This window comes from Ezakiella sp. (assembly GCF_034180565.1).
GTDB lineage: Bacteria > Bacillota > Clostridia > Tissierellales > Peptoniphilaceae > Ezakiella.
The window spans coordinates 1-17,723 of sequence record NZ_JAXFOB010000011.1 but is presented as its reverse complement, the minus strand read 5'-3'; the positions used below and the strand labels follow the sequence as shown (position 1 = coordinate 17,723).

The 17,723-nt window shown below is 37.3% G+C and carries 18 protein-coding genes, 1 tRNA gene and 2 pseudogenes; 2 read left to right on the top strand and 19 right to left on the bottom strand.

Annotated features, from left to right (window positions below):
- Window positions 1-147: 147 nt before the first annotated feature.
- The 7 genes from SPI61_RS03100 to SPI61_RS03070 all read right to left on the bottom strand — a co-directional run bounded on the left by SPI61_RS03100 (window position 148) and on the right by SPI61_RS03070 (window position 6,341).
- A complete protein-coding gene (locus tag SPI61_RS03100; protein ID WP_321136662.1) occupies window positions 148-564 on the bottom strand; it encodes a hypothetical protein in 417 nt (138 codons plus the stop codon).
- A 57-nt stretch (window positions 565-621) separates the two neighbouring features.
- A complete protein-coding gene (locus SPI61_RS03095; RefSeq protein ID WP_321136661.1) occupies window positions 622-1,761 on the bottom strand; it encodes a stalk domain-containing protein in 1,140 nt (379 codons plus the stop codon).
- The gene (gene serS, locus SPI61_RS03090; RefSeq protein WP_321136660.1) at window positions 1,761-3,026 is read right to left on the bottom strand and encodes a serine--tRNA ligase; all 1,266 of its coding nucleotides are present in this window, start codon (window positions 3,024-3,026) and stop codon (window positions 1,761-1,763) included. The genes SPI61_RS03095 and serS overlap by 1 nt, the downstream gene beginning before the upstream one ends.
- Window position 3,027: 1 nt before the next feature.
- On the bottom strand, window positions 3,028-3,972 hold the full coding sequence (locus SPI61_RS03085) for an ATP-binding protein (protein ID WP_321136659.1): 945 nt from the start codon (window positions 3,970-3,972) through the stop codon (window positions 3,028-3,030).
- Window positions 3,973-4,956: a DnaD domain-containing protein gene (locus tag SPI61_RS03080; protein ID WP_321136658.1), complete on the bottom strand. Its 984-nt coding sequence runs from the start codon at window positions 4,954-4,956 to the stop codon at window positions 3,973-3,975.
- A complete protein-coding gene (locus tag SPI61_RS03075; protein ID WP_321136657.1) occupies window positions 4,953-5,531 on the bottom strand; it encodes a GNAT family N-acetyltransferase in 579 nt (192 codons plus the stop codon). Before SPI61_RS03075 ends, SPI61_RS03080 begins: the two co-directional genes overlap by 4 nt.
- Window positions 5,532-5,654: 123 nt before the next feature.
- Window positions 5,655-6,341, bottom strand: coding sequence for a Crp/Fnr family transcriptional regulator (locus SPI61_RS03070; protein WP_321136656.1), 687 nt, complete (start codon window positions 6,339-6,341; stop codon window positions 5,655-5,657).
- Between the two features lie 168 nt (window positions 6,342-6,509).
- On the opposite strand from SPI61_RS03070, the gene SPI61_RS03065 reads away from it, so the two are divergent.
- Entirely contained in the window at window positions 6,510-7,718 is a 1,209-nt protein-coding gene (locus SPI61_RS03065; protein WP_321136655.1) for a glycosyltransferase family 4 protein, read from the top strand.
- A gap of 200 nt (window positions 7,719-7,918) precedes the next feature.
- Here SPI61_RS03065 and SPI61_RS03060 read toward each other — a convergent pair.
- The 12 genes and pseudogenes from SPI61_RS03060 to SPI61_RS03005 all read right to left on the bottom strand — a co-directional run.
- Window positions 7,919-8,194, bottom strand: a pseudogene (locus SPI61_RS03060) (hypothetical protein); the annotation flags it as partial.
- Between the two features lie 169 nt (window positions 8,195-8,363).
- Entirely contained in the window at window positions 8,364-8,888 is a 525-nt protein-coding gene (locus SPI61_RS03055; protein WP_321136654.1) for a hypothetical protein, read from the bottom strand.
- 14 nt (window positions 8,889-8,902) lie between these two features.
- Window positions 8,903-9,916: a hypothetical protein gene (locus tag SPI61_RS03050; protein WP_321136653.1), complete on the bottom strand. Its 1,014-nt coding sequence runs from the start codon at window positions 9,914-9,916 to the stop codon at window positions 8,903-8,905.
- 86 nt (window positions 9,917-10,002) lie between these two features.
- On the bottom strand, window positions 10,003-10,725 hold the full coding sequence (locus tag SPI61_RS03045) for a hypothetical protein (RefSeq protein ID WP_321136652.1): 723 nt from the start codon (window positions 10,723-10,725) through the stop codon (window positions 10,003-10,005).
- Window positions 10,726-10,734: 9 nt separating this feature from the next.
- On the bottom strand, window positions 10,735-11,043 hold the full coding sequence (locus SPI61_RS03040) for a hypothetical protein (RefSeq protein ID WP_321136651.1): 309 nt from the start codon (window positions 11,041-11,043) through the stop codon (window positions 10,735-10,737).
- 215 nt (window positions 11,044-11,258) lie between these two features.
- Window positions 11,259-11,810: pseudogene (locus SPI61_RS03035) on the bottom strand (DNA cytosine methyltransferase); the annotation flags it as partial.
- Between the two features lie 285 nt (window positions 11,811-12,095).
- A tRNA-Leu gene (locus SPI61_RS03030) sits at window positions 12,096-12,180 on the bottom strand.
- 98 nt (window positions 12,181-12,278) lie between these two features.
- Entirely contained in the window at window positions 12,279-12,437 is a 159-nt protein-coding gene (locus SPI61_RS03025) for a hypothetical protein (RefSeq protein WP_321136650.1), read from the bottom strand.
- 60 nt (window positions 12,438-12,497) lie between these two features.
- The gene (locus SPI61_RS03020) at window positions 12,498-13,991 is read right to left on the bottom strand and encodes a DUF1846 domain-containing protein (protein WP_321136649.1); all 1,494 of its coding nucleotides are present in this window, start codon (window positions 13,989-13,991) and stop codon (window positions 12,498-12,500) included.
- 78 nt (window positions 13,992-14,069) lie between these two features.
- A complete protein-coding gene (locus SPI61_RS03015) occupies window positions 14,070-15,185 on the bottom strand; it encodes a phosphodiester glycosidase family protein (RefSeq protein WP_321136648.1) in 1,116 nt (371 codons plus the stop codon).
- 22 nt (window positions 15,186-15,207) lie between these two features.
- Window positions 15,208-15,861, bottom strand: coding sequence for a hypothetical protein (locus SPI61_RS03010; protein ID WP_321136647.1), 654 nt, complete (start codon window positions 15,859-15,861; stop codon window positions 15,208-15,210).
- Window positions 15,862-15,946: 85 nt separating this feature from the next.
- Entirely contained in the window at window positions 15,947-16,126 is a 180-nt protein-coding gene (locus tag SPI61_RS03005) for a hypothetical protein (protein WP_321136646.1), read from the bottom strand.
- A gap of 263 nt (window positions 16,127-16,389) precedes the next feature.
- Here SPI61_RS03005 and SPI61_RS03000 point away from each other — a divergent pair, with 263 nt between their 5' ends.
- The gene (locus SPI61_RS03000; protein ID WP_321136645.1) at window positions 16,390-16,947 is read left to right on the top strand and encodes a DJ-1 family glyoxalase III; all 558 of its coding nucleotides are present in this window, start codon (window positions 16,390-16,392) and stop codon (window positions 16,945-16,947) included.
- Window positions 16,948-17,723: the final 776 nt, after the last annotated feature.

The window sequence follows — 17,723 nt, the reverse complement described above, 5'->3', positions numbered from 1 at the left end:
CTATGCATATGAAACCTAAACAAATTGCTTTAAATACAAATTCTTTCACTTTTTTATTATGCAATTCATTTTTAATTCAATCTTTACAAAAAACGGATGCAATAATATAAAGCATTTAACAAAATACTGCAAACTGTGAATCGGAATTTATTTCCAATACACTTTCGGAAAATCCGACGTAAATACTTCGACAATATTATCAACTCCGACAATTGCAAAGTGAATTATTTTTTCGTTTTCAATATACGCCACTTCTTTTTTGAGCTCGAGAATTTTTTTCGAGTTTTCCGAGTACAAGAACGGATAATAATCCTCCGTATTTTCAATCCAAAACTCCGGCTTATAGCTTTCCGATGTGTTTATGTAAAGATAGACCGCGCTTTCAAAAATGAGTTTTACTTTTTCGCAGTTCTCATTTTCGAGTTCCACAACAAGTCCTTTATCATTCCATTTTATATTTTCGACATAGAGCGCTCCGCCCGAGTAGTCTACTTTGTATTTTTGAAATCCTTCCACGTCGCTCCCTCCTCCCAAATATATTTTAATCTTTTTTCTTTTATTCATCAAGAAAATTTGTACAAAAAAGCCCCGCATCTCGCTTTAAGAAATTTGGGGCAAAGATTATCTTTTTGCTTTTACAAATCCGCGTGCAATCGCTTCTTCTTCAGTTTTAAAGAAGCAAACATTCACAACGCTTATTTTGTCGTAGCCTTGCATGCCCGGAAGATGGTATTTCTTCGAACTTGCATTGCCTTTTATATATCCTTGTGTCGTGTCGGCGAAGTAGGTCTTGCCGTTTTGTTTTCTTTCGATTTTCGTTCTGTTTTCCGGAACGAATGTACCGAATTGGAGACCCCAACCTTCGACTTTGTGTGTGCTTACAACCGCACCCGTCGGAGCAGGTGCCCACATTCCAAGTTTGTTGTTTATCGCATCGGTTTGAATTTTGTCGAAAATATTTTGGTATTTTGTGTCCGGCGCATAAGTTTTCGAAGCCGCCATTCCACTTGCAACCATTTTTCCGTTCAGCATATTTTCCCTTATGCTGTTTTCGTTTATTTCGATTCCGTTCGGCAAAATGAGCCAAATATATCTTAGAAGTCGATTGTATTTGTCGACTTCGGACACGTCTTTTTCAAGATAGACGGTCTTGTTTAAAATCGCGTCTTCCGTAAATTTTTTCGATATATTTCCGTTCGGCGTGCTCATTTCCGGTGCATCAATTCCGACAAAGCGCACTTTCTTTTCAGCGCCGTCGATGTCGACAACAATCGTGTCGCCGTCAATCACATTTTTTACAGTCGCTTTTTCAAACGAAATTTCAGTTGCAGCAGGTGGAACATATCCTTCGCCCACAATTGCGGTCTCGTTCTTTTGGTCCCAATCCACCTTTTTCCCGAAAACTTCAGCGATAACTCGAAGAGGCACGAATGTCCTGTCGCTTATGATTTGCGGTGCGACATCCATTTGTTTCGTCTCGCCGTTTAGAACATAGTTCATGTCATTTATTTTAAAAATGACCGAAATGTTTTGCGCCTCAATTGTGACCGACTGTTCCGGTTCATTCCACACCGGAGTAAGACCCAAACTCTCCGAAATCATTCGAAGCGGAACGACTGTTCTGTCGTTTACAATTTGGGGTGCGACGTCTCCCGTCACATAGTTTCCGTCAATCCACAGTCTGACATTTTTTGCATATGAAGTTAATGGTAACAGCATTACAAACGCCGTTACCATTAAAAATTTTCTATATTTTTTCATTATTTTAATCTCGATTCGAAATATGGTTTTAAAACTTCCGGAATTTCGATTGTGCCGTCTTCTTTTTGGTAGTTTTCAACGAGTGCGGCAAATGTTCTTCCGACTGCGAGACCGCTTCCGTTCAAAGTGTGAACAAATTCAGTTTTGCCCCCGTCTTTCGGACGATATTTTATGTTGGAGCGTCTTGCTTGATAGCTTTCAAAGTTGGAGCAGCTCGAAATTTCAACATATCTTCCGTAGCTCGGCATCCAAACTTCGATGTCGTATGTCTTTGCGCTCGAAAATCCCAAGTCGCCGCCGCAAAGCGTGACAACTCTGTACGGGAGTTTCAACAAATCCAAAACTTCTCTTGCATTCATCGTGAGCTTTTCGAGTTCGTCGTATGAAGTTTCAGGTTTTACAAATTTTACGAGTTCGACTTTGTCGAATTGGTGATTTCTTATGAGCCCCCTTGTGTCACGACCGGCGCTTCCCGCTTCTCTTCTGAAACACGGAGTGTATTCCGTGATGTAAATCGGCAAATCGTCTTCGCTTAAAATTTCACCTCTATACATATTTGTGAGCGGCACTTCTGCAGTCGGAACGAGGTAGAAGTCATCTCTTTCGAGTTGGTACATATCTTCGCTGAACTTAGGAAGTTGTCCGGTTCCAACCATGCTGTCGCGGTTTACCATAAACGGCGTGCTCATTTCGGTGTAACCTTGTTTTTCGGTGTGAAGGTCGAGCATAAATTGTGTCAATGCGCGTTCAAGTTTTGCACCGAATCCTTTAAAAATCGAGAATCTGCTTCCCGTAATTTTGTTTGCCCTTTCAAAGTCGAGCCAGTCGTTCATCGTTCCTATGTCCCAGTGTGCTCTCGGCTCAAAATCGAATTCGCGCGGAGTTCCAACCTTTACCATTTCGATATTTTCCGAGTCGTCGTTTCCTCTTGGAACGCTTTCGTTCGGAAGGTTCGGAATTTCCAAAATGACTTCTCTGATTTTTTCGTCGAGTTCTTTCAGCTCTTCATCAAAACCTTTGATTTCGTTTGAAAGCTCCTTCATTTCCTTGAAAATTTCTTCGGTGTTCTTGCCTTCTTTTTTCATCATCGGAATTTTTTTCGAAATTTCGTTTTGATATGCTTTCTTGTCTTCTACAACTCCAATTATTTCACGTCTTTTTTCGTCGAGCTCTTTAAGCTCTTCAAGAGGATATTCCTTGCCTCTGACCGAAAGACGTTCCTTCACAAATTCATAATTATTTCTAATGTCTCTAATATCTAACATCTTATTCTCCTTTTTTTATATATCTAATATTGTTTCCAAAATATTCAACCAACTTAACCGAGCCGGTGATTCTGCTGAAAATTCTGTCGTGATATCTCTTTGAAAGTTGCGACAATTCAAAATTTGTCGAATAGATGACCGGCTTTTCAAGCCCTGACCTGTAATTTACAATATCAAAAAGTGCGGAAGCGGTGTACGGCGTTGCGAGTTCCGTTCCAAGGTCGTCGATGACCAAAAGATCCACATCTTTTATAAGTTGGTACTTAGTTTCGCTGTCGTCGGCATTTTTCGAATAATCCTTTTCTTTTACCGCATCCATAAGCTCAACCGCAGTCATATAGAGAACCGTGAAGCCGCGCTCCCTGATTCTGTTTGCAATCGCTCCGGTTGTAAAAGTTTTTCCGGTGCCGCTTTTTCCGAAATACAAAAGCCCCTTTCCGGTGCCGGTAAAACTTTCGGCATATGCCTTTGCCTCCTCGAGCTTTTCCGACATATAATCGCGAAGCGAAATCTTGTCGCCCGGCATAATTTGCTCCGAAAAAATATCCAGTTTAAAATTTTCAAAAGTTGCGTTTTTTATAATATTGCTCGACTCGCCGACCCTGAAATACTCCTCTTCCAAAAGGGTTTTAAGGCACTTGCACATGCTGCCGTCCTCTAAATATCCGCGGTCGCCGCAAATATAACAGTCGTGAATCGGCTTTAAATCCTCGCGAATGCCGTATTTATCTATGAGCGCCTCTTTCTTTTCGATGAGCTCGTCAAAATATTTCGTGTTTATCTCTCCGCCCGTCATCGCACCAACCATATAGTCGCGCGCATCGCTTTCGAGCTTTACAATTTCGGGATATTTCGAAAGGACCGCATTCTTTTTTTGAATACTGTCGTGCGCATTCTTTTCGCGTCGGCCCATAAGCTTCATCTCAACCTGCTCTCTAATATTCATCTATAAACCCCCTCTTAAACCGAGAAGTTTCTTTAACTCATCGTCGGAGTATTCGTCGGTCTGCCTTTCGGTCGTCATATAATAGTCGTCGAGTTTCGAAGTTCCGCCGCCCGACGGTCTTTGCGGTCTGTTTTCAATCGCCGCTCTCGCGCCCGTAAGATCCGTCACGCCGTCGTCGTGCCACGCGCGAAGAACCGCGTCGACATATTTCACATTCGGCTCTCTTATATTCACCGTTTGCGCACACGCAAGCGAGATGATATCGTCACTGTAGCCGAGCTCCGTCTTCCATTTTTCTATCATTTCCTTGACCGGCTCCGTCATTTGCGACTGTTTGAAATTCAAAGACTTTCTAACAATTTCCATAGTGCTTGACATCAGATTTGTATTATCTATAACGTCGTCGAGACTTGTGTAGCCCGCATCATACCAACGTCTCAAAATCCCTTCGACATAATCGAGATGCTTTACGCCCTGGTCGTCATAAGCATAGCTGAGCGCATGAAGAATCATTTCAATCGACATGTGGTAAGTCTCAATCCACGTGATAAACTTCTTCTTTTCCTCCGGAACGAGCGGTCGCCGCACGATATAGTCCGCTTGACGAAACATCTCTCTTATCTCCGGATTTCTGTTCGCTTCGATAAGCTTCATCTCAGGGTCTTCGGTCATTTGCGGAGCCGTTGTCACGATATTTTTAAGAGTGAGAGAGTCCGGATCGTGGAAAATCATATCGCCGTCCTTCATCTCGATGAGCCCCGTGTTCATCCAATAATTTATCGCGCGCTCAATCGTTTCGCTCTCCATGTGAAGGCTCTTTGCAAAATCCTCTTTCGTCATCGCAACGTTCTCCTTGCAAAGATAATATGCATAAAGATAAACTTTTACATCGTCTCCCGTCGCATCCTTTAAAAATGTATTGAAAAAAAGATTGCTTATTGAAGTCCTCCTTGGTATTAAATTTTCCGATTCAATAAATCTCAAAATCTCTCCTCCGTTCCGTGATAAAAATCTTCGTACGAGATTTTCATCTCCCACATTTTAGATAATATACGTCCCTTTTTAAAGACAAAAAATTTTTCATCGTCTTTCGAAATTTGCCATCTCTCGCCGTCAAAAATCTGGTACCCGCGCCCGATAATTTTAAACCCCAAAGACTTGTAGAGCCGAATCGCCCTCTCGTTCCACATATCGACAGTAAGAGTCATCTCGTCGAAACCGTAGTCCTCGAAATACATCTCGAGAAACTTTTTCATGATGCGCTTTCCGTATCCCGCGCTTTGAAAATTCGGATCGAGGACCAGCCCCAAAACCGACGTTCCCTCGTCCATATCTATGTCCTTTGAAGAAATATAGGCAATGATTTTACCCTTGATTGACGCGACGAAATATCTTCTGTCCTGCTTTTCGGTCTTTTTGTAATACCAATAAGCGCACTCCGTCAAAGTCCTCGGCCAAAAATCATAACTCCTCAAAAGTCGATTTTTATTTTTTCCGAAAGAACGCATTGAAACAACATCTTTTACATTCATTTTTCGAATTTCAATATCTTCATTCATGGTTTAATTATATCAAAACATGTGAGTTTTTACAATATGAGAAACGATGGGGCGAGCGTGGCGACGAACGCAATAACATACAAAAAAAGAATGCAGAAATAAATCCGCATTCATAAAATTAAACTAAATTGTGAGATCTCTCAAAGAATCCATGTCGAGAATTCGAATTGCCCCTTTCGGCAAAAGTTCGATATATCCCATGTCCTCAAAATACGAAAGCTTTCTCGTCACGGTCTCTCTTGCAAGACCGGTGTAGCTTCCAAGCTCCGTTCTGTTCATGTGCGGACTTATGAGAAAACTTCCGTCCGGCTCCCTCTTTCCGCTCATTTGCACCAAATCGATGAGCCCCTTCGCAACTTTCATGTCACCGTTTATAACGCAAAGCCTGTCGATGAGCTCTTCCGACTTTCTGATTCTCAAAAAACTTTGGATGAGCATTTCCCTCAAAAAGTTTTCGTTGTGAATCAAAATCTCGTTGTAAATATTTTTCGAAATTTTTATAACCTCGCTCTCGGTAAGAGCGATTCCGTTGTAGACATATTTGTCGGCGGTCAGGAGATTCAGCCCTCCGACGAAATCTTCTTTTCTGTAAATATACATAATTTGCTCGCGACCGTCCGACAGATCCATCGAAATCTTCATCGCGCCGCTCTTCATAATATACATATAATTCGCTTCGTCCATGTGACGGAAAATAAATTCGCCGCGCTTGAACTTTTGTATTTCAAGATTCTCACTCAAAAACTCCTTGTCCCTGTCGTCAAGACCGTGAAGCAAAATCGTAGAATCAATACTCTCTCTCTTTATCATAAAACCACCTCCGTCATAATCCTAACTATATTATATATGAAAATCAATATTATATCAATTTTAAAATAAATTTATATTAAAATTGATTAAATTCGTATTTTATTAACAGCTTGGGTATATAAGAACCAGAGTTTAATTATTAAAAAATTTAAATATTTGGAGGGACTTATGAAAATTTTACATGTTTTAACACAACTCCCGGCAAAAACGGGAAGCGGTGTCTACTTTTCAAACCTAATTGAAAGTCTTCGAAATCTCGGAATCGAAAATGCAGCAATTTTCGGCACCGAAGAAAAACACGCTTCACTAATCGATGTGCACGCAGAAATCGTCGAACCCGTTTATTACGACACGCCCGAAATGCCGTTTCACATTTGCGGAATGAGCGACGAAATGCCGTATGACTCGACAATATACAGCGAAATGTCGGAAGACGAAATCGAAGTACTACTTAAAAATTTCAGGGAAAAACTTGAAAAAATGAAAAAAGAATTCAAGCCTGACATAGTCATCTCGCACCATCTTTTCCTTTTGACCGATTTGGTTCGAGAAGTTTTTGACGACAAAAAAGTCGTCGGCATTTGTCACGGCACGGATATAAGACAGGTTTTAAAACACGAAAAGTTTTTAAAAAGACTCACCCACATAAAAGACCTCGACGTCGTTTTGACCGTCACTCCGGCGGAGCACAAAGAAATCGAAGAAATCTTAAAAGTGGACAAAAATAAAATTCACCTCGTTGGGGGCGGCTACAACGAAAACGTCTTCTATCCTCCAACCGAAGCGAAAAAAGACGAAAAAATCAGGATAATGTACGCCGGAAAAATTACGGAATCAAAAGGGATTTACGCCCTTGCCGCAACGCTTCCTTATATTGAAAAGAAACACGAAAACGTCGAGCTCCACATAGTCGGCAAGTCCACCAAAGAAGAACGCGACAAACTGATGATGGAGGCAAACTACTCGGAAAAACTCATGATATATAACGCCGAAAACCAAAAACTCATGGCGGACCATTTGAGAGAAAGCGACATATTTGTCCTGCCGTCGTACTTCGAAGCCTTGGGACTCATTGCCGTCGAAGCGCTCGCGTGCGACAAACTCGTCGTTGCATCCGACATCTCTGGACTAAAAAAACTCTTGGGCGACGAACTCATAAACACCGGCATCATCGAATTTACGAAACTCCCGCGCATCTATGACGTAGACAAACCGTACACCGAAGACATACACGCATATGTCGAAAGACTTGCGGAAAATATCTTGAAACAAATCGGGAGAATGAACGACGGAATATTTACTGAAGACATTTCCGAAAAAATCGAGAACTTCGCCTGGAAAAACATCGGAAAAAGAATCTATGAAATTATAAAATAGCATGAAAAAAGCCACAGCGTTGTGCTGTGGCTTTTTTGGTGCGGATAAAAGATTCAAGCGTAAAACTCAATTCTAAATTTAATACATATCCTTTTATTACATAAGTTCTAGTTACTAAATTTATATAAAGACTATTGATTTAAGATTCTAATTATATAATTTATAATAGTAGTCTGGAACATACTCAAATTAGTGGACACAAAAATATATGAAACTTTTTTGTTTATATCACTTCTAACTAAAATCGGAATACCCTTTTGCCCCCTCATAACAACTCTGCCAAAATATTTTTTCCACATATCAAAAGTCGCACAAGCTCTAGCTTCAGGTTCCTTGTTATATATACTTAATTGGCTTGAAAAATCATATTTCTGATTATTGCCTATAACTTTTAAGAGTTTTAAATATTCTTTTTCATCTTGTAACACTTCATACTTTATAGCTTCTTGTATATTCTTAAAATCATTTACTTGCATTTTCTACCTCTTTTTTAGAACATCAAAAAAGACGATAGATTTTAATTTTCTACCGTCTCAAAATTCTTTATTTAAAAGTCATATTTGCTAATAATTTCTTTATTTAAAAGTCATATTTGCTAATAATATAGAACTTTATAGATTGCCCTACTTAATATATACTAAGAGTTTACATTTCCATTTTTTTATCTGATATTTTTAGCAAAAATACATCTATAAGCTTCCATATGAATATGGCTATAATAAAATGGAAAATATCAAAATTAACATCTAAAAATTTAATGCCATTTAAAAGTCTCTCCATTAAAATCATTATAAATAATGATAGATACCACTGCAAAAATCCTTTGAAAAAATCACTATCATTCTTTAACATAAGTTTCCTTATAATATAAACAGCCACTCCTAAAATTCCCCAAAATACTTGCAGCAAAAATAAAACATAAAAATCTTTACTATCCGTTAGAAAATGCAATATTCCATTAAACAAACACAAGATAAGCACTAATAAAATTGGCAAATATGTTCTATTAATTTTTTGAAAAAAACTTTTATTATTCTCTGAAAAATATATTGAAACTAGTAAGATTAAGGCAGCTAAAATTACATTTAAAAAAGTAAAATTAGCTCCCCCGACTAAAGATAAAAAAGATGCAATTATTACATAAAGCCATAATAGTTTATTTTTCTCCATTAAATATACCTCCATTAAAAATCATCCATCAATAAAGACGGTATGTCATTTTCTTTTTCTAAACCAATCTCAATTTTATAGTTTTTTATATTTTTTAAAGTTTTTATGTCCACTATGTCAATATAGCTTTCTCCTGATTTTATATTCAAAGACAGAACGTATAAACAGTTTTTCTTTTTCATAACATCAAGTAAGGCACAGTTTTCTTTTTTATAAACATTAAGAATGTCTAGACTTAATTTATTCAAAAAAATTATTGAAAATTCATTTTGAATAATTAAATATTTATCATTTTTTAAAATATTATTAACACATAGTGCGTTTTCGGTATATTTTTTCTCCAATTCTAATTTCAAGTTTCTATCAAATTTAGACACTTGTAATTTGTATCCTATATTATCATAGTTCCCAAAAACTAGCAATTTACCATCTACTTCTGATATCCTAAAAACAAAAGACATGGATTCTAAGTAAATAGAATTTTCCAAATTCATTGTTTTAGTAGAAACTCTATATAATATAGACTTACTATCATTGGATTTTTTTAGAATATTAGACACTACGTAAATATCGTCTTCTATTAGCACAATATTTCTCGGATTACCCTCAAAATTCAAGCTTTCATCAACCACGTTGAAATTTTTATCTAGTTTTAGTATTTTATTTTTATTAGGAGATGTGTTAAATAACATGTATATATATTCATTATTACTAACTATATCTACTATATTGAATTCATCAAATTTATAATATTTAACTTTTTGCCCATCTATTATAGCAAGTTTATTCCCATACCTATCTGCGAAAACTCTTTCTCCGTTAATCCAATATTCTTTTTCAACACATTTCAGATTAAAAGTATGAGATATTTTTCTTGAAAAAGGTGTTATTTTAATAATATTTGTTCCTTCAACAAGATAGTTTGTTATCAAATACCTAAAACTATATGTATTCCAATAGTATTGATGTATAAAATATACTATCACTAAAGATAATGCGATTAATAACTTTATTATTCTTTTTTTCATTTTAAAATTACCATTAGTTTAAACGAGTGATTTTGTTAAAATCACTCGTTTAACATCCCCCTAAATATTATTTAAACTTCTATTACCTAATTGTTATAATCATAGAAAACTACAGTTAATGGAGAATCTAATATGTCTCCCGGTGTTACATGAGTTCCTCTAGGTTCATATGTTCTTCCTTCCAAGTCATATCCTTGTTCATACCATCCTCTCCAAACCAACTTACTACAATACCATTCATCTTCTGACCATCTACCCGACAACACATTATAAGGTTCTCCGATTTGTTTTTCACAATAATAAACAGCATTTGTACAATCTAAGTTGTTTGCCCCTTTTACATAGAGTCCTTTTATACTTTTATAGCGTGTTTTCCAGTTGTTATCTCTGTAATCTACTCCACCGTTAGGATTATCTGGATGTGCCTCTATAACTGTATATTTATCCACAACAATTCCCACATGATCTGTCAAAGAGTCTAATGCAATCAAAATATCCCCCGTTGAACCTATTCCTGTGAACCCAGGGTCAGGTCCAAACAAAATATTTTTATAATTGTGTTCTGATAAATGCAACTTATCTACTTTATCTAACTCCACAGAATATTCGTTCCACATTTCCCTCAATTCTCTTCTTTGATTTTCTAATATTTCATCTTCTGTAATTCCAGTTTGTTGTAATTCTAATTCATATGCTTCTTTGAAGATTGTGTTTTCTGAATTTGCATGCACTGAAATTGGTGCAATTAAATTTATCAATATAGCTATTGAAGATACTATAGCTAAAATTTTATAATTTATATTTTTCATACTCCCTCCCTATAATTTGGTGAAATTAGTAGAAACCTCAAAGTATCCAAATGAATAAACAAAAAATATTAATATTATGAAAGACACAGCTGTAAGAATGTATGCTTCTTTTTTGCTCAATTCCTTTTCAATGTTATCTTTGAAATTCATAATTATATTTATATTTAAACACGAAAACAATACTTTAATGATTTCACTTTGAAATGATATTAAAAAGCATGATATCAAATATAATGTTAATATAAATGTTAGTGTTTCGAAAAATACATTTATCATTATTTTGAGTTTATTTTTAATATCCTTTTTTTCGTTATTCATAAATAACCCCTCTAATGACATATTGATGATTTATGAAATATTGTACCATCTTTCTAGGAATAAGTGTCTAACCTTATTCCTAAGTTAATCACCATTTTTATATCTTTGGAAATTGTCAAACATATTTCCATCCTCCTTTATTGCTTTAATACCCGCTACACAATCATATCTGGTAACAAAATAGTATCAATATAGATACAAATAAATTACATTTTTTAACGCAGTAAAATATCTTTTATAGTAGCCATTAAAATATCAACCACAATAGAATTGTCTGCCCGCTTATACAGTTTACTTGATGTGCAATTTTTTCTTCTTGGATGTACTTCCTCTAATTTATCTATATCACTATCATCAAAACCCATTAGTTTTAAACATTCTCTTTCTGTTAAATACCAATATTGGCCATTTCCAATATCTATTATTTCAAAATTAGGTACTCTAATCTGTTTTGTAGAAATAGTATAAGAAAAATCTTTAATCACTTTTAGTCGTCCTTTAAAACTGTTATCTATGCCCTTATTTAAAAATTTCAGCATATAAGGTTGGGTCATTGTATAAAGTTCACTTACATCCTTTTCTAAAAATTCACTTAGTGGTCTAGTTTCTTTCCTCTCCAATTTATTAAAAGAAAAGTTATTTGCTCCAAGACATGAAACAACAAATATCCTTTCTCTTTTTTGAGGTATCCCAAAGTCCATTGCATTTAAGATTTCATACTTGCTTTCATATCCTAGGCTCTCTAGCTCTTTTAGATAAATAAAAAAGCCACGAACTTTTCATTCGTAGCTTTACTTGGTGCAAATAGCGAAACTCGAACTCGCATGTTATAAAACACAACGGACGTGCATGACCTAACTTGATGAGCCGACTTGTCGGCGAATCTTAGTAGGTCAGCTGCAACTGATTTCCCAAGAGCAGTTGCTCAGAATGAGCAATTGCGATTGGCTGAAATCATCTGCTGAACCGTGTGTCTTTTCGGTCCGGGCGGAACTGCTCGTTCAAACTTTGCCAAATTAAAAAGCCACGAATTTTTCATTCGTAGCTTTACTTGGTGCAGATAGCGAGACTCGAACTCGCATGTCGTGAGACACACGGACCTGAACCGTGCGCGTCTGCCAATTTCGCCATATCTGCATAAACTTATAATATTTTTTATTTTACATACAATGAAGGTCCGGTCGGAACTGCATGACCTAACTTGATGAGCCGACTTGTCGGCGAATCTTAGTAGGTCAGCTGCAACTGATTTCCCAAGAGCGATTGCTCGGTAAGAGCAATTGCGATTGGTTGAAATCATCTGCTGAACCGTGCGCGTCTGCCAATTTCGCCATATCTGCATAATACATACAAACAATGAAATTTCTTTCAAAATTCCATCGTCTATCAACCAAAAAGGTCTGCGGTACAATATACAACAAATTGTACCGCATTTTTCATAAATAATCAAATCTTTACAGTTTTATAATTTCGCCTCTGTCTTTGTAGTCGCTTGTGAGATCGATGTCAAGTTTTCTAAAGATGTCGATGTCCGTGATGTTGAGCATTCCGGTCGAGTGCCCGCGAAGTCCGCGAAGTTTCGCAAGATTTTCAATACATATTCTTGCGCTCGGGTTAAACATTTTCGACGTTGCAAGGCAAATCAAAACTTCTTCAACATTGAGAACCGGGCTGTTTTTCTTTTCGATAATGCCCTTCACTTCTTTTATCGGCTCCAAAATCGCCTTGTCTATGAGATGAAGATCGTCCGGAATATTTGAAATGTGTTTCAGCGCATTGAGAACTGCAGCAGCAGCCGAGTCCATAAGTTCGCTGTCTTTTCCCGTGATGATCGTGCCGTCTTCCGTTTCAATCGCTGTGACATTTCCGCTGAAGTCCGATTCACTCATGAGTTTTTCCTTCTTTTCTCTCGCAACTACGAGCGATTTTCTGTCCTCAACTTTAAGGTTCAACTCTTCCATGAGCCTTTTTATCCTTTGCATTTCCGACTCATTTTGATGTGTAACTTTAAAGACAAAAAGTGCCTTTAAATATCTGCGAACGATTTCCTGTCTCGAAGCTTCTTTCACGACTTCTTCGTCAATTATTCCCGATTTTATTCGGTTCACGCCCATATCTGTCGGCGATTTATAAAATTCTTCGCCCATTATTCGGTCCAAAATCTTTTTCAAAATCGGAAAAGCCTCGATGTCTCTGTTGTAGTTTACCGAAACTTCGCCGTAGCTTTCCAAATGAAACGGGTCGATTTGGTTTACGTCGCTCAAATCCGCAGTCGCAGCTTCATAAGCAAGGTTCAGTTCGTGCTTCAAAGGAAGATTCCACACAGGGAATGTTTCAAACTTCGCGTATCCCGCCTTCACGCCGCGCTTGTATTCATGATAAAGTTGGCTGAGACAAGTTGTCATCTTTCCACTTCCCGGTCCCGGTCCCGTCACGACAATAATTTTTCTCGTCGTTTCGACATAAGGATGCTTTCCGAATCCGTCTTCCGAAAGAATTCTGTCCACGTCGTTCGGGAAACCTTCGGTTGTTTCATGAAGATAGACCGGCATATTGCTTCCTTTAAGTAGTGCCGCAAATCTGTCGACGTTTTCATCTTTTTTGTATCTGTTTATGACCACCGAATTTATTTTTATACCTCTTTTTTTGAGCCTTTCGATGAGTCTTATGCACTCTTTTTCATAGGTCAAACCGGTATTGTTGTTCAATTTGTTCGAAATAATATCTTGCGCATGGATTGTTACAATAACTTCCATTTCGTCTTTCATTTTTTCGAGCAATCTCGTCTTTATGTCCTCATCGTAACCCGGAAGAACCCTCGCCGCATGTTTGTCGCCGAAAAGTTTTCCGCCGAATTCCAAATAAAGCTTTTGAAATCTCGAAACTCTCTTCAAAATAAAATCCGTTTGTTCATTGATGTATTTTTCGTTAGAAAATCCAATCTCCATGCATATCACCTCTCATATAATTTTACCACACCCGTGTTTTTTATACAATAAAAAAAGTGGTTACAAAACCACTTATTTTTATTTTTGTTGTATCAACAAAACTGTGTTCAATTGTCTTCCCGCATTTCTCAAATATTTTCCGTTCGCATAGAGCGCACTTGAAGCACCGCCGTCAAGATTGAACGCATCCGTGCATCCGAGGCTCGCCATAATATTTGCGCATTGTGCCATCGTGCCCGAAGTTGTGACAAGAACGAGTTGGTTGTTTTTGTTGATTCCGATGAGGCTTCTTGCGCCCGCCCCTTGTGTCATCTTTGCTTCCATGCCTTTGACCGATTTTTCCCAAACGGATTTACCGTTTTCAATTAGCATCGGAGCCGCCGACATAATGTCCGTCACTTTCGAGAAAGGAATTTCTTCTTCGCCGTATTTAAATGTTTTTGTTTCAACCGTTCCATCAGCCGTGTCCTTTGTTAGTATAAGTTCAAGTTCGACTTTTCTTCCCGGTTTAAAACGCGCCTTAACATAGTTTTCATCCGCAGCGTCCTTGCCGTAGTAGATGAGATAGCCGTCCCTTGGAATTTCAGCTTTGCCGTTTCCCGGCGCAACTTTTTGAACCACGTTGTCCTTTACGGTTACCACAAAACCGCCGTTTAAATTTGTCGGTACATTTCTGAATTGATTGAAAATATAAACTCCGCTCGTGTCGTTTGGAGCGACATTTGCATACCAAACGCTGAAAACGTTGAAGTCCATGCCGTTTGTGTCGTTGTTCCACTCATTCTTTTTCTTGCCGTCGAGATAGCCCAAATATTTGAAAGTGCCATTCACAATTTTCGCCTTGTTGTCGTCAAACACAATCAAATTCGCATTTTTCCCTTCCATATTTATCATTTGCCCGTTTTTCATTTGGGTGCCGTATGGAAATTTGCCGCCCTTGTAAGCTTCGAAATAGTTACCGTTAATCGCAGCCTTGGCGCCGTAGTTGTTAATGAATGTTTTGAAATTCATGGTTCCCACTTGCTTGTTGTTCGGCTTTGCGACCCTGAGTTTCACCTCATTGTCCAAATCAATAGTGACAACATTTGCATTTCTGCCGCCGATATTTACATTTTTCACAGCAACTTTTGCCTCTGCCGTGACTGTAAATAACATAGTAATAAGAATCGCCATTAATAATCTACATTTTTTCATATTGACCCTCCAAAAAATATTTTTATAAAAACTTTTTCTTCATCTCATCAATTTCTCTTTGCGCTTTTTCGCTCGGAGCAATTTTTCTCGCTTCTTCTATCGCTTTTTCGGCGCTTTTTTTATCGCCGTGATTAAGTAAAATCGACGCCTTGTTTACAAGAATCGAAAAGCCGAAACTCGGATTTATTTCAAGTTTTTCCAAAAGTTCTCTGTTCGACTCAAAAATCTTTTTCGCATTTTTAAAATCATTTTGCTTTAAATAAAGCCCGACAAGATTGTTGAAATAAATCGCCTTGTTGTTGTCATCAAGAAAAAGCGGCATGTGCGACTGAAGAGTTTCAATTGCTTCGTCGTCTCTGTTTATTTTGTGGAGCACATTCGCCTTGTGAAGAGTTAGAAAATCGAGCTCGTATTCTTTCGCCCCCGAAAGACTCTCGTCAACCTTCTTCAAATACTCCACCGGATTTTCATCCAAAAGATATCCGAACTTTTTAAGCTCGCGCACTCTTTTCGAAACGAAATATTTCTTTAAATAAAAATATAAACCGTTCACGACAATGAAACTCAAAACTATAAGCCCTATCATCGTCGCCGTTGAAATCTCGCCCCGCTGTTTCAAATCGACAAACAAAAACGCAAGACCCAAATTTATAATGTTCGGAATAAATTCCCGCACAAAATCACCTCTATGTATTATAACATATATTTACGTAAAATAAAAAAGAGCCCGAAGGCTCCTTCAACTAATCGCAAATTTTAAATTATATTGTCTTAACTTCGTCTTTTTTTGTAACGTCCCAAGGATTTACATAGTTGATTTCTGTTGATAAATCATATGCACCATGCTTTGCAAAAGGACCTGCTTCGATGATGTCCATAATTCTATGTTCTTCTCTTGATGAAAACATTACTCTTCTTTCACTAATCATTCTGTTATACATAATATACCTCCCGAAAAAATTTATATTTATTATTCATATGAAAGCGACCTCTCATTTCGCTCTCATCTCTTGCCTATTAATTATATACCCCCGAATGTCAACCAACTCTAACAAAATGATTACATTTTGCATTTATTTGAAAATAATTCCAACAAAGGTTACAAGGTTGTCATATATTTCGTTAATTTCATTTCAATTTGTGATTTCAAACACAAGTTCACTCCGAAAATTAAAATGGGTATAAATATAGCGAGGTGAAATTTATGGAAAAAGTATGTATTCTTTTGGCAAACGGTTTTGAAACTATCGAAGCGCTCACGCCGATTGATTATTTAAGAAGAGCCGGCGGAGAAAAATCTGCAATTTTGGTTTCAACGACCGGAGATTTGAATGTAAAGAGCGCACAAGGCGTGGTTGTTAAAGCGGATTCCCTCATCGACGAGCTCGACGCGGAAACTATAACCGCAGCAATAATTCCGGGAGGGCTTCCGGGCGCAACAAATTTAAGGGACAATGAGCAAGTTATAAATCTCGTTAAAATTCTCTATGACGACGAAAAACTCCTTGCAGCGATTTGCGCAGGTCCGATTGTTCTCGAAAAAGCGGGAATACTCTCCGGTAAAAACGCAACTTCATATCCGGGCTTCGAAGAAGAAATGGCTTCGGCGAAGTACCAAAACGACCGCGTTGTTGTAGACGAAAACATCATAACTGCAAGAGGTCCTGCAATCGCAACGGACTTCGCTCTCGAAATCGTTAAAAAAATCTACGGAAAGAAAAAGTTCGAGGAGATTAAGAGCTACATTTTGTATGATATGTAATTTTTTCGAATTTAAATTCATACAATTCAAAAACAAAGATTATTGCATTAAAAAAAGCATCGACCGTGATGCTTTTTTTGTGTATATTCTATGGCACTTTGTTTCCAAATTTCTTCGAGCTCTACTCCGGCTTGAGTTTTTTGCTCGTTCGACTCTCTAATAATTTTCTTAAAAATTCGAACTTTTTTCTTGCGCCTCCCAAACTCTCTTCACGCATTTTTCGAAAGCCCTCAAAACTTTTTCGAGATTTTTTCGGATGCTCTCGAACAATTTTCTATTTCCTTCGAATTGTTTCAAAATTTAAGCGAAAACTTTTCGGGATGTTTTCGATTTTTTAATTTGCTCCAAACCTTTCGAGCAAATTTCCAAAAAGCTTTTCGCCTCACTCTCTCGAAATCAAAAAACATATAAAGAGTAAAACCTAAACTTTTCAATCCACAATCAATTCTCAAACTAAATCTCATCTTCCGAAATTGCTCCGATATTTTTTGGAATTTTTAAGAACACGAACAAAAATGTTTTGGAATGTCACGAAGCATAACTCGAGTTTTTTGGAATTATTCGAGAATAGTTTCGATTTTTACTGAAAAAAATTTCGAGCATTTCTCGATTTTTTTGATTTTTTTAGAACTCTTTTAGAGTTTCCTCAAAACTTTTTCGAGTTTTTTTCGGATGCACTCGAACAATTTTCTATTTCCTTCGAATTGTTTCAAAATTTAAGCGAAAACTTTTCGGGATGTTTTCGATTTTTTAATTTGCTCCAAACCTTTCGAGCA